This window comes from Nitrospirillum pindoramense (assembly GCF_007827955.1).
Classification (GTDB): Bacteria; Pseudomonadota; Alphaproteobacteria; order Azospirillales; family Azospirillaceae; genus Nitrospirillum; species Nitrospirillum amazonense_B.
In genome coordinates this window covers 118624-132939 of sequence record NZ_VITR01000010.1, presented here as the reverse complement: position 1 = coordinate 132939, position 14316 = coordinate 118624, and the positions used below count along the sequence as shown (strand labels likewise).

Genomic DNA, 14316 nt, shown 5'->3' with positions numbered 1-14316 from the left:
AACTTACCCATGATCGACTATCCGGCGGCGCGGGCCGTGGCGCTGGTGGCACGGACGGGCAGCTTCGAGAAAGCCGCTGCTGCGCTGCATGTCACCCCTTCTGCCATTTCCCAGCGCGTCAAGGCGTTGGAGGAACGGCTGGGCGTCGTGCTGATCGAGCGGGGCACGCCCTGCACCGCCACGGACAAGGGCGAATGGCTTTGCCGGCACATGGATCATGTCGGCTTGCTGGAGCGGGAGTTGACAGCGCACCTGCCGGGCTTGGCCGATCCGGCGGCCGGCGTATCCCGTGTGACGCTGGCCATCGCCACCAATGCCGACAGTCTGGGCACCTGGTTCCTGACGGCGGCAGCGGCCTTCACGCACGCCAGTGACCATTTGCTGAACATCGTCATCGACGACCAGGACCATACGGCGGACTGGCTGCGGCGCGGCCGGGTGCTGGCGGCGGTGACCTCGCTGGAAAAGCCGGTGCAGGGCTGTCGCGTCACCGCCCTTGGCGCCTTGCGCTATCACGCCACGGCCAGCCCGGCTTTCGCCGCCCGGTATTTCCCCGAGGGCGTGACAGCGGAGGACCTGGCCCGCGCCCCGGCGCTGACCTTCAACCAGAAGGACCGGCTGCAGCATGACTGGATCCGCCGGGAACTGGGCCGCGATGTCGTCCCCCCGACCCATTGGCTGCCGTCGACCCAGGCCTTTGTCGACGGCGCGCTGGCCGGCATGGGCTGGGGCATGAACCCGGCGCCACTGGTGCGCGACCATTTGCAGGCCGGTCGGCTGGTGGAACTGGTCCCCGGCGCCGTCCTTGACGTGCCCCTGTTCTGGCAGGTCAGCCGCCTGGCCGCCGACCACCTTGCCGACCTTAGCCGGCGGGTGCTGACCACGGCCAGGCGTGAATTGGTGGGGCAGGCGTAAGGTGATATTCGCCTTGGGCGGGTTCTGGCCTGCGGGCATACTGCCGGGAACGTGCTCATGAAGGGAATGTTGCCCGTGCCCAAGCCGACCAGCTACACCACACCCGGCGTTTACATAACGGAACTTTCGGCCTTCCCACCCGCCATCGTCGGGGTGCCGACGGCCATCCCCATCTTCATCGGCCATACGGAGCACGCCCAAGCGCCCGCCAGCCTGAAGGCCTTGTACGGCCAAGCGGTCGCGGTGGGTTCCCTCGCCGATTACATGGCCTATTTTGGGGGTGCCTATCCCCAGCCCTGTGATGTGGTACCCACAACCGCAGATACAGCCGATTTCCAGGCGACACCGCCGAGTGGCCAGGGAACCGCTTACTACGCGGTCAGACCAAGCGGACCGCGTTTCAACCTGTACCGGGCAATCCAGGCCTTCTATGCCAATGGCGGCGGCACTTGCTATGTCGTGTCGGTCGCGGATTACAGCCAAGGCGGTGTCTCCAAGGACGCCCTGCTGGCCGGCTTGCAGGCGGCGGGGACCCAGGTGGGGCCAACCATGACCGTGGTGCCGGATGCCTGCCTGCTGTCCGACACTGATTATGCGGCGGTGGTGACGACCACGCTGACGCAAGCGGCCGCCCTGCAGGACCGTATGGCCATCCTGGACCTGCCGGGCGCGCTGAATCCTGAAAGCTGGACCATCGATGGCCTGGCGGCACAGCGTGACGCCTTCTACGCCGCCATCGCTCCGGCGGCTGACGCCTTCCGCTATGGCGCCGCCTATGCGCCGGCGCTGTATACCAGCCTGGTCACCACCGGGGAGGTCGATTACACCCGCCTGTGGGGTAGCGCTGCGCTGGTGCGGAGTTTGCTGGCCCACGAAGCGGCGTCCCTTTACACCGGCGCCAAACTGGCGGAGGTCCAGACACGTCTGGCGGCGGCCTGCCCGGATACGCCGCCGGCTCAGCCGCCCAGCGCCAGCGAGATCAGCGCCACCAACCAATACCTGCTTGGTGTCCTGCCCCTGCTGGGGAAGATCGAAGCGATCATTGCCCAAAAGCTGAATATCGCGCCACCCAGCGGGTTCGCGGCCGGGATCTGGGCTGAAACCGATACCGATCGGGGCGTCTGGGTTGCCCCGGCCAACCGGCCGCTACGCTGCGTGAAGGCGCCCACGATACTTATGAACAATGACCAGCAGGCGGACTACAACGTCCCACTGAACGGCAATGCCATCAACATCCTGCGTGTCTTCTCCGGTTATGCCCCGATGGTGGGGGGTGCCCGCACCCTGGATGGCAATAGCAACGACTATCGCTATATCCAGGCGCACCGCACCCTGATCTATATCGAGCAGTCTATCAAAAACGCTCTGCAACAGTCTGTTCTCGCGGGGAATGATCAGCAAACCTGGGTTGCCGTCACGGCCATGATCTCCAACTTCCTGACGGCGCTTTGGGCCCAGGGCGGATTGGTCGGCGCCAAGGCCAGCGACGCATTCAGTGTCCAATGCGGGCTGGGATCGACCATGACCACGCAGGACATCTTGAACGGCTATATGATCGTTTCCGTGACCTTGCAACTGGTCCGCCCGGCGGAGTTCATTGAGCTGACTTTCAAGCAGCAGATGCAGGGGGCCGGCTGACCTGTTCATTCTCAGTCCGCCGAGAACGGTTCCCCTCTCGAGGGACCGGTGGCACCATGCGCGGCATGACAAGGTAGGGCAGTTGACATGATCACGTTCACGCTGAACGGACAGGAGCAGCGTTTCGAGGGCGATCCCGAGATGCCCCTGCTGTGGTATTTGCGCGATGTCCAGGGCCTGACGGGCACCAAGTACGGCTGTGGTGAAGCGCTGTGCGGGGCCTGCACTGTGCATGCCGATGGCGCCCCCATCCGCAGTTGCCAGACCACGCTGGGCGATCTCGCCGGCATGGCCGTCACCACCATCGAGGGCCTGTCGCCCGACGGCATGCACCCCGTGCAGGTGGCGTGGCGGGAACTGAACGTGGCGCAGTGCGGCTATTGCCAGGCCGGGCAGATCATGTCGGCGGCGGCCCTGCTGAAGGACACGCCCCATCCCAGCGACGAAGCCATCGACGACGCCATGAGCGGCAACATCTGCCGCTGCGCCACCTATCCCCGCATCCGCGCCGCCATCAAGCGCGCGGCGGGCGGGGCGCAACGCAAGACGGCCAGCAGCGGGAGTGCGAAGTGATGAGCGGAACCATCACCAATCTCAGCCGCCGCGCCGTCCTGATGGGGCTGGGCGCCGGCACCTTCGTCCTGGCCGGCGGGCTGGGCCCCGCCGCGCGGGCCGAGGACAGCCCCAAGAAGTATGGCGGTGACGCCATGCCCGGCGGGGTCAAGGACGACCCGCGCCTGTTCGTGGCCGTGGCCGCCGACGGCACCGTCACCATCCTCTGCCACCGGGCGGAAATGGGACAAGGCGTGCGCACCAGTTGGGCCATGGTCATCGCCGACGAGATGGACGCCGATTGGGCCAAGGTCAGGGTGGACCAGGCGCCGGGTGACGAGGCGCGCTACGGCAACCAGAACACCGACGGCTCGCGCAGCATGCGTCACCACTTCCAGGCCCTGCGGCGCATCGGCGCCGCCGCGCGCCAGATGCTGGCCCAGGCCGCAGCCTCTCAATGGGGGGTGCCGGTGGCGGAGGTGACGGCGGACCACCACAGCCTGATGCATGCCGCCAGCGGCCGGCGCCTGGGCTATGGCGAGGTGGCCGCCGCCGCGGCCGCCCTGCCGGTGCCGGCGCGTGAGGCGCTGGTTTTCAAGGACCCCGCCAAGTTCCGCTATATCGGCCGGGCCGACATCGGCCTGGTCGACGGTTTCGACATCACCACCGGCCGCGCCACCTATGGCATCGACGTGCGGCGGGAGAACATGCTGTATGCCGTGGTCGCCCGGCCGCCGGTCCATGGCGGCAAGCTGGTCCACTATGAGGTGGATGAGGCGCTGAAGGTGCCGGGCGTGGTCAAGGTGGTGGTGCTGAACACAGCGCCCCTGCCCTCCGGCTTTCTGCCCAAGGGCGGCCTGGCCGTGGTGGCGGAGAACACCTGGGCCGCCCTAAAGGGTCGGGAGAAACTGAAGATCACTTGGGACGACGGTCCCAACGTCCGCTATGACAGCGCCGCCTACCGGGCGGAGCTGGAGGCGGCGGCCCGCGCCCCCGGCCAGGTGGCGCGCAACCAGGGCGACGTGGACACCGCCCTGAAGGCGGCGGCCAAGCGCGTCACCGCTGAATACTACATCCCCCACCTGGCCCAGGCGCCCATGGAGCCGCCGGCGGCGGTGGCCCAGGTGACGGGCGATGCCTGCGAGATCTGGGGCAGCACCCAGGCGCCGCAGACCACGCGGGAAACGGTGGCCAAGGTGCTGAGCATCCCGGCCGTGAAGGTGACCGTGCACCAGACCCTGGTGGGGGGCGGGTTTGGCCGCAAGTCCAAGCCGGATTACATTGCGGAGGCGGCCCTGCTGTCCCGCGCCATGGATGGCCGGCCGGTGAAGCTGACCTTCACCCGCACCGACGATTTGCACCACGGTTTTCTGCATACCGTGTCGGTGGAGCGGCTGGAGGGCGGGCTGGACGCCAAGGGCAAGCCGGTCGCCTGGCTGCACCGCACCGTGGCCCCCGCCATCAACGCCACCTTCGCACCCGGGGTGAAGCATGAGGGCGCCTCGGAACTGGGCATGGGCGCGGTCAACACGCCCTGGATCGTGCCCAACCTGCGGGTGGAGAACCCGGAGGCGGAGAGCCACACCCGCATCGGCTGGTTCCGCAGCGTCTCCAACATCCCGCACGCCTTCGCGGTGCAGAGCTTCGTCGCTGAACTGGCCGCCGCTGCCGGGCGGGACCCCAAGGATTTCCTGTTGGACCTGATCGGCCCGGGCCGCCAGATCAACCCGGCCGACATGGCGGACGGCTGGAACTATAACGAAGACCCGGTGGCCTACGCCTATGACACCGGCCGCCTGCGTGGCGTGGTGGAGCGGGCGGCCAAGGAGGCTGGCTGGGGCAAGCCCCTGCCCAAGGGCCAGGGCCGGGGCATCGCCGCGCACCGCAGCTTCGCCAGCTATGCCGCCGCCGTCGTGCAGGTGGCGGTGGACGCCCAGGGCAAGCTGACCATCCCCCGTGTCGATATCGCCTTCGATTGCGGCCCCGTCATCAACCCCGACCGGGTGCGGGCGCAGCTGGAAGGGGCGGTGATTCAAGGCGTCAGCCTGGCCACGCTGGGCGAGATCAGCTTCAAGGCCGGCCAGGTGCAGCAGGATAATTTCGACAGCTATGAGGTCACCCGCATCGAGGCCGCCCCCAAGGACATCCGCGTGCACCTGATGCCGGCGGCGCAGTACGACGCGCCCCTGGGCGGCGTGGGCGAACCCGGCGTGCCCCCCATCGCCCCCGCCCTGCTGAACGCCATCCACGCCGCCACCGGCAAACGCATCCGCAGCCTGCCCATCCGGGATCAGTTGCGGGCATAAGGTCAAAGGGGCGAACATCCAAGGGAGTTGGAGGCGCAGCTGCAACCGATTGCAATGAGGGCTTGTCGTGCCGCGTGTGTCGTTATAAAAGTTATTAAAGATAATTGTTATGTGGCTGTCGGAGACTGACTGCGGCGGCCGCGAACACAAACGATAATGGGAGGGACTAATCCATGCGGCGATCCCTATTGCTGACTACGCTGGCCGCGGCCGGCCTCATCGCGGGCCTGTGTCCGGTGGCTTGGGCCAAAGGCGAGACCGCCGGCTGGATAACCACCTGGGCGTCCAGCCCCTCCCTGCCCATCGAAAAGCTGCCCCTGCCCTTCTGGAAGCCGGCGCCGGAGGTGCAAGGCACGGTGCGCTACACCCTGCGCGTCAGTGCCGGCGGCGACCAGGTGCGCGTCCGGCTGTCGGCAGAGACCCTGCCGCAGGACTTGCTGGTCGACCACGCCACGGTCGCGGTGGCCGACGCCCAGGGGCATGTGGCGCCCGGCGCCTTCCGTACCCTGACCTTTGATGGTGCCCGCGCCGTCCGCGTGACGGCGGGCGCGCCGCTGGTCAGCGATCCGCTGGATCTGCCACTCGATGCCGGGGCCGTGCTGGTGGTGAGCCTGCACTTGCCCCAGCCGGTGACGGTGCCGCAAGCGGACAACAACCATCACACCGACATCCTTTCCGGTGATGACCGGACCGAGGCCGTCGCGCTGGATGGCGCGCGGGGCGAGGACGCGCGGGAGATCGTGTCCGCCCTGCTGGTCCATGCCGGCGCACAAGGCCGCACCATCGTCGCGTTCGGCGATTCCATCACCGACGGCTTCGGCGCCAAGGACCGGCTGATGCGGGGCTGGCCGGACCAGTTGGCCGCCTTGCTGCGCGCCAAAGGCCGGCGCGATATCGGCATCGCCAACGCCGGCATCGGCGGCAACCGCGTCCTGCGCGGTGAGGTCGGGCCGTCGGCCCTGGCCCGGTTCGACCGCGACGTGCTGGCGGTTCCCGGCGTCACAGATGTCATCCTGCTGGAGGGCATCAACGATCTGGGCCTCAGCGGCCTGCCGACCCTGCGGACCAGCGCCACCCATCCCGTGGTGACGGCGGAGGATATCATCGCCGGCTACCGCCAACTGATCGACCGGGCGCGGGCGCGGCACCTGCGGGTGCATGGCGCCACCCTCACCCCGGCCATCGGCGCCACCTTCCCCGGCTACGCCACACCGGAAAAGGACGCGGTGCGGCAGAAGATCAACGCCTGGATCCGCACCAGCGGCGCCTTCGACGACGTGATCGATTTCGATGCCGCGGTCCGCGACCCCGCCCATCCCGAGCGCATCCGCGCCGACTATGACTGCGGTGACCATTTGCACCCCTCCGACGCCGGCTATCGCGCCATGGCGGAGGCGGCGCTGGCGGCCATCGCTCCCTGACCCATTTCCCCCGGCTGGCCCCAGGGTCAGTCCGGTCGCAGGCGCCGGTGCAGGGTGCTGCGGTGCACGCCCAGTTCCCGGGCGGCGGCACTGACATTTCCCCGGTGGCGGGCCAGGGCCTGGCGGATGGCGTCGTCCTCCCGCGCCTTCAGGCTGGGCGTGGGGTGGGTTGCCGTGCCCAGGTCCTTGGGGGCCCGGCCCGCCAAATCCGCCGGCAGGTCGGCCGGGGTGATCAGGGCGCCGGGCGGTGACAGCGCCACCAGGGTGCGCAGCAGGTTGGCCAGTTCGCGCAGGTTGCCGGGCCAATCGTGGCGGCGCAACAGGGTGCGGGTGGCCGGGGCCAAGCGGATACCCCGGTCATCGGCGCCAAAGCTGGCCAGCAGCGCATCGATGATGGCGTCCAGCGGGCGATCGCGCAGGGGCGGCAGGGTCACCACCAGGTGTTTCAGCCGGTAATAGAGGTCGGCGCGGAAGGTGCCTTGGGCCACGCAGGCCGCCAGGTCGCGGTGGGTGGCGGTGACCAGCAGGAAATCCACCTTCACCGGCCGGCCGCCCACGGGTGTCACCTCGCCATCCTGCAGCACGCGCAGCAGGCGGGCCTGAAGCGCCGGCGGCATGTCGCCGATCTCATCCAGGAACAGGATGCCGCCGTCGGCCTGGCGGATCTGGCCCCGGTGCCCGCCCCGCCGGGCGCCGGTGAAGGCCCCGTCCTCATAGCCGAACAGTTCCGATTCCAGCAGCCCCTCCGGAATGGCGGCGCAATTGACCGCCACCAGCGGGGCCTGCGCGCGGCCGCAGGCGGCGTGGGCCGCGCGCACGAACACCTCCTTGCCCGAGCCCGTCTCCCCCTGCAGCAGGATGGGAATGCCGGCGTCCAGCGCCAGGATGGCGCGGTCCAGCAGGGGGCGGGTGGTGGCGTCCCACAGGATGCCGTCCCTGCCCGCAGTCATCCCCTGATCCTGCCGCGCGGGACGGCGGGCGGACGGCCGAGAGGTGGACGGGCGGCGTTTGCCCGGCGTCGTCATGCGGGCATGCAGGGGGCGATCCTCCGCCACCGTTCGCACCAGCCGGTCGCCCCGCTCCAGTCCGCCGCTCAGCACGCTGTCCAGGCGGACCCGGCCGAGGGCCTCATTCCCGAGGCCCAACAGGGTCAACGCCGCCGGGTTGGCCGCCTGGATGATGCCGTCGTCCACCGCCAGCAGCCCTTCCTGCGGGGTGCCCAGCCAGGCCGGATGGGCGTGCAGGCGGATCAGCGCCTCATGCCCCTCGGCGGCTCGCACGGCCCAGCGGTGTTCCAGATGGGCCACCGCCAGGCGGGCCAGGGCCTGGGCATCGGGGCCATGGGCGTCCGCCCGGGGATGGCGGGTGTCGCCCGACAAGTCGATCACCCCCGCCACGGCGCCATAGGGATCGGTCACCGGCATGGCGGTGCAGATGAGGAAGGCGTTGTCGGTCAGGTAGTGCTCGGGCCCCCGCACCTGGACCAGGGCGCGCTCGGCCAGAGCCGTGCCCACGGCGTTGGTGCCCTCGTCATCCTCCCCCCACCCGGCGCCGGGCTGGAGCGAGACGCGGCGGGCGCGGCGAACAAAACCGGCATCCCCGCGCGCGTCCAGGATCAGACCCCGGTCGTTGGTCAGCAGCACCATGCCGCCCAGATCCCGCATCGCCCGGTGCAGGGTGTCCAGCTCGGGTGTCGCAAGATGCATCAAGGTATGATGACGGTCGCGCAACGCCGCCAGATCGGCGCGTGGCAGCGGGTCCTGGTGGGCCGGCCGGTCCGCGCGCAGGCCCCGGTCGGCGCAACGCCGCCAAGACCGGGCGATAACCAGCGGGATGGGCGCGCCCTCCAGGCCACCCGCCTCGCCCAATCGCTCACGCGCCACGGCCATCGCCGGGCTGTGCGGGGCGTTCGCCATGCCTATCCTCCCATATGCCGCGACGGGTGTCGCAAGCCCGATTGTTGCGACAGGTGTTGCGCGGCTGTCGCGGCTCGCGACAGTTCCGGCGCCTGTCTTTGAACGGCAGCATGAGGCAGATCGACCGGCCCCGCAACCCGACCTAAGTGGCATGGATTAAGGGCTTGATCCGACGGGATTCCTGAAAAGACCAACGAGGTTGGCACGGCCCTTGCCATTGAGAGCCCAGCGCAAACCGCCCGCCTGAGGCGCAAAACAAGCTGGAGGACACGTTACATGGCCAAGATCGCCCCCGGACAGTATGGCAGCCCGGTCTCGTTCAAGAGCCGCTATGGCAATTTCATTGGCGGCGAGTGGGTGCCGCCCGCGTCCGGCGAGTATTTCCAGAACACCACCCCCATCACCGGCCAAGTCATCTGCGAGGTGCCGCGGTCGAACGCGGAGGATATCGAGCGCGCGCTGGACGCGGCGCACGCCGCCAAGCGCGACTGGGGCCGCACCTCCGCCGCCGACCGCGCCCGGGTGCTGGAGCGCATCGCCCAGCGCATCGACGACAACCTGGAAACCCTGGCCACGGTGGAAACCTGGGACAACGGCAAGCCCATCCGCGAGACGCGCGCCGCCGACATCCCGCTGGCCGCCGACCATTTCCGCTATTTCGCCGCCGCCATCCGCGCGCAGGAAGGCGGCATCTCGGAGATCGACCACAACACCATCGCCTACCATTACCACGAGCCGCTGGGCGTGGTGGGCCAGATCATCCCCTGGAACTTCCCGCTGCTGATGGCGACGTGGAAGCTGGCCCCCGCCCTCGCGGCCGGCAACTGCGTGGTGCTGAAGCCGGCGGAGCAGACCCCGGTCAGCATCCTGGTGCTGATGGAACTGATCCAGGACCTGCTGCCCAAAGGCGTGATCAACGTCGTCAACGGCTTTGGTGTCGAGGCCGGCAAGCCCCTGGCGTCCAGTTCCCGCATCGCCAAGATCGCCTTCACCGGTGAGACGACGACCGGCCGGCTGATCATGCAGTACGCGTCGCAAAACCTGATCCCGGTGACGCTGGAACTGGGCGGCAAGTCGCCCAACATCTTCTTCGACGACGTGGCGGCGCAGGATGACGCCTTCCTCGACAAGGCGGTCGAGGGCTTCGTCATGTTCGCCCTGAACCAGGGCGAGGTCTGCACCTGCCCCTCGCGCGCCCTGATCCAGGAAAGCCTGTATGGCCGCTTCATGGACAAGGCGCTCGCCCGCGTCCGGGCCATCAAGCAGGGCAACCCGCTGGACGGCGATACCATGATCGGCGCCCAAGCCTCCTCCGAGCAGTTGGAGAAGATTCTCTCCTACCTCGACATCGGCAAGCAGGAGGGTGCCAAGGTCCTGGCCGGTGGTGCCCGGGCGGAACTGTCGGGCGACTTGGCCGGCGGTTTCTACGTCCAGCCCACCGTGTTCCAGGGCCACAACCGCATGCGCATCTTCCAGGAGGAGATTTTCGGCCCGGTCGTGGCCGTCACCACCTTCAAGGATGAGGAAGAGGCGCTGCACGTCGCCAACGACACGCTGTATGGCCTGGGGGCCGGCGTGTGGACGCGCGACATCAACCGCGCCTATCGCTTCGGCCGGGAGATCCAGGCGGGCCGCGTGTGGACCAACTGCTATCACCTGTATCCGGCCCACGCGGCCTTCGGCGGCTACAAGCAGTCCGGCATCGGGCGTGAAAACCACGCCATGATGCTGGACCATTACCAGCAGACCAAGAACCAGTTGGTCAGCTACAGCCCCAACGCCTTGGGCTTCTTCTGATGACGGGCCCGGCGGATCTGATGTCAGAAAGCCGGGCCGACGTGACCCCCGGATCACCTGCCAAGGTGGTCCGGGTGGACGTCACCCCGAACGCCCTGGCGCTGATCAAAAGGCTGGAGGCCCGTCATGGCCCCCTGCTGTTCCACCAGTCCGGCGGCTGCTGCGACGGCAGTGCCCCCATGTGCTACCCGCGCGGAGAGTTCATGGTGGGCGACGGCGATGTCCTGCTGGGTGAGATCGGCGGCCAGCCCTTCTACATGGGCAAGGCCCAGTTCGAATACTGGAAGCACACCCGCCTGACCATAGACGTGGTTCCCGGCCGGGGCGGCATGTTCTCCCTGGAAGGGCCGGAGGGCCTGCGGTTCCTCACCCGGTCGCGGCTGTTCACGGATGAGGAGAACAGGGCGCTGGAAGCGACGCCCCTCGGTGTCTGACAGGCGCTCAGCCCCGATCTACCCAAACTAGGAATAATTAACCATAAAACCTATCCTTTCAGGCCGGGCGTTAACCATACATCCCTCCTCCGGCCTGAATTTATTCAATATATAATATACTCCTTATGCACACTGCGCACGCACCCTTCATCGGTGCGACGGGGGTAGTTTGTCGAGTGACGTTATCCGGTTCAGCACCGAGGGAATGGGGCAGCGGGAGGCAAAAGAATACTGGGCCGATCACGTCGGGGATGCCTGCCATGGCGTCCGGTGTGACTTTCGTGATGCCGATCATTTCAGCGCCAGCACCGAATATGTGGACTTTGGCTTTGGGAAGGTGACCCAATTTTGGCTTAGCGACATCCAGGCGCAGCGCTTGCCCTTTCACATATCCAGGGATGGACTCGAAATATTGTGCCTTTCCCTGATCAGAAAGGGAAATGGCAAGATATATTCAAATTCAGATGAGTTGTATTGGCGTCCTGGTGATGTGTATTGCAATCCCATATCAAGCCCGTTTCAAGCTGAAATGAAGGGGCCGGTGGAGTTTGTAACTTTATATTTTGAAAAATCTTGGATTCGTTCAATCGGTTCGGTTCCGACGGGATTGTTCTTTAGTGAAATATCGACCATATCCGGGTGGGGAAAAGCCATCGCGGAGATGATGTTGGAGATCTCCCCCAAAACAATGGGGGGCTTGGCGCTTCCCGCCGCCGACATCGCGGAAAATATCGCCGGTTTATTGGCGTTATGTGCCGGCCCAGATGCGGCGCCACTCCGCGCCAGCGGTCGCTCTCTTTTCGACCGACTGCGCTCGGATATGCGTGACCGCCTCTCCAGCCCCTCCCTTAGCCCCGCCGGCTTTGCGGCGGAGCATGGAATTTCCGTACGGACCCTCCATTCGCTGTTCTGCGCCACGGGAACAAGTTTCATGGCGGAGTTGTGGACCCTGCGGCTTGAGCGGTCTCGCGCACTGCTGGCCAATCGTCGCCTGGATAACAAGAACATTTCAGAGATCGCCGTGCTGGCAGGCTTTTCAAATGCCGACCACTTCACGGCCCGCTTTCGCAAAGCCTATGGGATGTCTCCCACGAAATATCGACAGGTCACAGCTGGAAAGTAGACTATTGGACAAGAAAGCCCATATTTTGGATTCTCTTCAGCAGTAAATCGATGTTTGTTGGTTTTAGTAGATAATCATCGGCCCCGGCGTCAAAGGCATGATTGATCCTATTCATATTGCATTCAGATGAGAACATCACTATCTTGGGTAAATTACCTTTAGGTAGCATCCTTATCTTCTTTATGAGATCCGGGCCGCTCATTCCCGGCATCACCCAATCCACAAAAATCATGTCGGGTGAATTTTCGCCAAGCAGAGCCAACGCCTCCTGCCCGCCGGCAACATCCCACACCCGGCTGCATCCAAGATGTAAAAGCATCGCTTTCATAACGCGGCGAATGATTTCATCGTCATCAATAATCAGGCAAGTAGGCATATTCAATTCCCTGTAGTAGGCATTCCAAATTTAAAAGTATTTCTCGTGTCGCCATGTGAGGCATTTTCAGAAAATTTAATCAGAATTCCATGGAAGGCAGAACGAATTTTCAGTGTCCTGCGCTCCGGGAATGGACATGCTGCGCTGGGAATAAGGGGGCGCCGCCGCGACCGCAGCGCTCCACCGGCGAATTTGTGGTGGGTGATGGCGACGTCCTGCTGGGTGAGATCGGCGGCAGCCCTCAACAGGGGGAAGGCCGGTCCGAATATTGGAAGCACACCCGCCTTATCATCGACCCGTTTCCCGGCCGGGGCGGCATGTTCTCCCTGGAGGGCGTGCGCATTCTCACCCGGTCGCGGCTGTTCAAGGATGCAGGGCCTTGAAAGTCTGCGTCCGGAGCCGGCTGCTTAAAACCAGGCGCAGGCGGTTCTCGCTGAGTCTGCTCTAGGAACCGAGCACGTTTCGGTTAAACGCGCTCGGGATCGTGTCCCCTGACGTGGTGTAGCTCGCGCTTTGGCGTCGTGCTCTCCGGCATATCTGGCCGGCTGTGTCATGCGGCCATTGTGGCCAGCATGATGGTTGGATCATCGCTGAGCGGAGCGATGGTCTCAAGGGTCATGTAACGGGCGCGTTGGACGGCCCATTCATCGTTCTGTTCCAATAGGATGGCACCGACGAGGCGGGTGATGGCGGCCTCGTTTTGGAATATTCCGACGACCTCGGTGCGGCGCTTGATCTCGCCATTGAGGCGTTCGATGGGGTTCGTGGAGTGGATCTTGGCCCGATGTTCCTTCGGGAAGGTCATGTAGGCCAGCACGTCGTTCTCGGCCTCGTCCAGCAGGGTGGCGAGTTTGGGCACCTTGGGGTGGAGTTGATCGGCCACCTGGCGCCACTGGGCTCTGGCCGCGGCGGCATCGTTCTGGGCAAAGGCGGTGGCGATGAAGGCGGAGACGACGCGGCGGCCGTTCTTGCCGGCGTGGGCCAGGACGTTGCGCATAAAATGCACCCGGCAGCGCTGCCAGGTGGCGCAGAACACCTTGGCGACGGCGGCCTTGATGCCCTCATGGGCGTCAGAGACGACCAGCTTGACGCCTTTCGGCCCCCGGCGTTTGAGCTTGCGCAGGAAGTCGGTCCAGAAAGTTTCCGCCTCCGACGGGCCGATGTCCATGCCCAGCACCTCGCGGCGGCCGTCGCTGTTGACCGCCATGGCGATGGTGACGGCGACCGAGACGGTGCGCTTGTCCTGGCGGACCTTCACATAGGTGGCGTCGATCCAGAGATAGGGCCAGTCACCCTCGATCTGCCGGTCGAGGAAGGCCTTCACCCGGTCGTCGATGTCGGCGCACAACCGGCTGACCTGGCTCTTGGATATTCCCGACATGCCCATGGCTTGCACCAGGTCGTCCACCGAGCGGGTGGAGATGCCCTGGATATAGGCTTCCTGGATGACGGCGGTCAGCGCCTTTTCCGCCATGCGCCGGGGCTCCAGGAAGCCCGGGAAGTAGCTGCCCTTGCGCAGCTTGGGGATGCGCAGTTCCACCGTGCCGGCCCTGGTTTCCCAGTCGCGGTCGCGGTAGCCGTTGCGCTGGACCAGGCGGTCGGGTGACCGCTCCCCAGGCGCCGCCCCGGTCAGGGCATGGACTTCCAATTCCATCAGCCGCTCAGCGGCAAAGCCGATCATCTGCCTCAGCACATCGGCGTCTGCGCCCTTTTCCAGCATGCTGCGCAGTGCCATCATCTCGTCGGTCATCGTGGTCACCCTCGGTTGGGGATAGTTGTGGTGACCAGACTTTACCGAAGACCCACGATGACCGCCCGCCGGGGCAGCCCTTCCGGCC

Annotated in this window: 12 protein-coding genes; 9 read left to right on the top strand and 3 right to left on the bottom strand. The window is 66.1% G+C overall.

All coding sequences use genetic code 11. The annotated features are described in order from the left end of the window. Positions 1 to 9: 9 nt before the first annotated feature. The 5 genes from FBZ90_RS17490 to FBZ90_RS17470 all read left to right on the top strand — a co-directional run bounded on the left by FBZ90_RS17490 (position 10) and on the right by FBZ90_RS17470 (position 6832). Positions 10 to 915 carry a LysR family transcriptional regulator ArgP gene (locus FBZ90_RS17490; RefSeq protein ID WP_145734060.1) on the top strand — a complete coding sequence of 302 codons (906 nt, stop codon included), beginning with the start codon at positions 10 to 12 and terminating at the stop codon, positions 913 to 915. A 57-nt stretch (positions 916 to 972) separates the two neighbouring features. Beyond that, positions 973 to 2553, top strand: coding sequence for a phage tail sheath family protein (locus tag FBZ90_RS17485; protein WP_145734058.1), 1581 nt, complete (start codon positions 973 to 975; stop codon positions 2551 to 2553). An 87-nt stretch (positions 2554 to 2640) separates the two neighbouring features. Further along, positions 2641 to 3126 carry a (2Fe-2S)-binding protein gene (locus FBZ90_RS17480; protein WP_145734056.1) on the top strand — a complete coding sequence of 162 codons (486 nt, stop codon included), beginning with the start codon at positions 2641 to 2643 and terminating at the stop codon, positions 3124 to 3126. After that, on the top strand, positions 3126 to 5411 hold the full coding sequence (locus FBZ90_RS17475; protein WP_145734054.1) for a xanthine dehydrogenase family protein molybdopterin-binding subunit: 2286 nt from the start codon (positions 3126 to 3128) through the stop codon (positions 5409 to 5411). Before FBZ90_RS17480 ends, FBZ90_RS17475 begins: the two co-directional genes overlap by 1 nt. 173 nt (positions 5412 to 5584) lie before the next feature. Then, entirely contained in the window at positions 5585 to 6832 is a 1248-nt protein-coding gene (locus FBZ90_RS17470; RefSeq protein ID WP_145734052.1) for an SGNH/GDSL hydrolase family protein, read from the top strand. 26 nt (positions 6833 to 6858) lie between these two features. On the opposite strand, the gene FBZ90_RS28670 is transcribed toward FBZ90_RS17470, so the two are convergent. Then, a complete protein-coding gene (locus FBZ90_RS28670; protein ID WP_145734050.1) occupies positions 6859 to 8748 on the bottom strand; it encodes a sigma-54-dependent Fis family transcriptional regulator in 1890 nt (629 codons plus the stop codon). A 276-nt stretch (positions 8749 to 9024) separates the two neighbouring features. Between FBZ90_RS28670 and adh the strand changes: the two genes are divergently transcribed. The 3 genes from adh to FBZ90_RS17450 all read left to right on the top strand — a co-directional run bounded on the left by adh (position 9025) and on the right by FBZ90_RS17450 (position 12102). Further along, a complete protein-coding gene (gene adh / locus FBZ90_RS17460) occupies positions 9025 to 10545 on the top strand; it encodes an aldehyde dehydrogenase (protein WP_145734048.1) in 1521 nt (506 codons plus the stop codon). A 20-nt stretch (positions 10546 to 10565) separates the two neighbouring features. Continuing rightward, entirely contained in the window at positions 10566 to 10979 is a 414-nt protein-coding gene (locus tag FBZ90_RS17455; RefSeq protein WP_145734046.1) for a DUF779 domain-containing protein, read from the top strand. Between the two features lie 205 nt (positions 10980 to 11184). Then, a complete protein-coding gene (locus FBZ90_RS17450; protein ID WP_145734044.1) occupies positions 11185 to 12102 on the top strand; it encodes a helix-turn-helix domain-containing protein in 918 nt (305 codons plus the stop codon). A gap of 1 nt (position 12103) precedes the next feature. Here FBZ90_RS17450 and FBZ90_RS17445 read toward each other — a convergent pair whose 3' ends face one another. Beyond that, the gene (locus FBZ90_RS17445; RefSeq protein ID WP_145734043.1) at positions 12104 to 12478 is read right to left on the bottom strand and encodes a response regulator; all 375 of its coding nucleotides are present in this window, start codon (positions 12476 to 12478) and stop codon (positions 12104 to 12106) included. 89 nt (positions 12479 to 12567) lie between these two features. Between FBZ90_RS17445 and FBZ90_RS17440 the strand changes: the two genes are divergently transcribed. Beyond that, positions 12568 to 12861, top strand: coding sequence for a DUF779 domain-containing protein (locus FBZ90_RS17440; protein ID WP_145734041.1), 294 nt, complete (start codon positions 12568 to 12570; stop codon positions 12859 to 12861). A gap of 167 nt (positions 12862 to 13028) precedes the next feature. Here FBZ90_RS17440 and FBZ90_RS17435 read toward each other — a convergent pair whose 3' ends face one another. Further along, a complete protein-coding gene (locus FBZ90_RS17435) occupies positions 13029 to 14228 on the bottom strand; it encodes an IS256 family transposase (protein ID WP_145734039.1) in 1200 nt (399 codons plus the stop codon). Between the last annotated feature and the right edge of the window lie 88 nt (positions 14229 to 14316).

Bases quoted from the DNA above. Each gene is read 5' to 3' on its own strand.
- FBZ90_RS17490 (WP_145734060.1), top strand. From the start codon at position 10: ATGATCGACTATCCGGCGGCGCGGGCCGTGGCGCTGGTGGCACGGACG.
- FBZ90_RS17485 (WP_145734058.1), top strand. From the start codon at position 973: ATGAAGGGAATGTTGCCCGTGCCCAAGCCGACCAGCTACACCACACCC.
- FBZ90_RS17480 (WP_145734056.1), top strand. From the start codon at position 2,641: ATGATCACGTTCACGCTGAACGGACAGGAGCAGCGTTTCGAGGGCGAT.
- FBZ90_RS17475 (WP_145734054.1), top strand. From the start codon at position 3,126: ATGAGCGGAACCATCACCAATCTCAGCCGCCGCGCCGTCCTGATGGGG.
- FBZ90_RS17470 (WP_145734052.1), top strand. From the start codon at position 5,585: ATGCGGCGATCCCTATTGCTGACTACGCTGGCCGCGGCCGGCCTCATC.
- FBZ90_RS28670 (WP_145734050.1), bottom strand. From the start codon at position 8,748: ATGGCGAACGCCCCGCACAGCCCGGCGATGGCCGTGGCGCGTGAGCGA.
- adh (WP_145734048.1), top strand. From the start codon at position 9,025: ATGGCCAAGATCGCCCCCGGACAGTATGGCAGCCCGGTCTCGTTCAAG.
- FBZ90_RS17455 (WP_145734046.1), top strand. From the start codon at position 10,566: ATGTCAGAAAGCCGGGCCGACGTGACCCCCGGATCACCTGCCAAGGTG.
- FBZ90_RS17450 (WP_145734044.1), top strand. From the start codon at position 11,185: ATGGGGCAGCGGGAGGCAAAAGAATACTGGGCCGATCACGTCGGGGAT.
- FBZ90_RS17445 (WP_145734043.1), bottom strand. From the start codon at position 12,478: ATGCCTACTTGCCTGATTATTGATGACGATGAAATCATTCGCCGCGTT.
- FBZ90_RS17440 (WP_145734041.1), top strand. From the start codon at position 12,568: ATGGAAGGCAGAACGAATTTTCAGTGTCCTGCGCTCCGGGAATGGACA.
- FBZ90_RS17435 (WP_145734039.1), bottom strand. From the start codon at position 14,228: ATGACCGACGAGATGATGGCACTGCGCAGCATGCTGGAAAAGGGCGCA.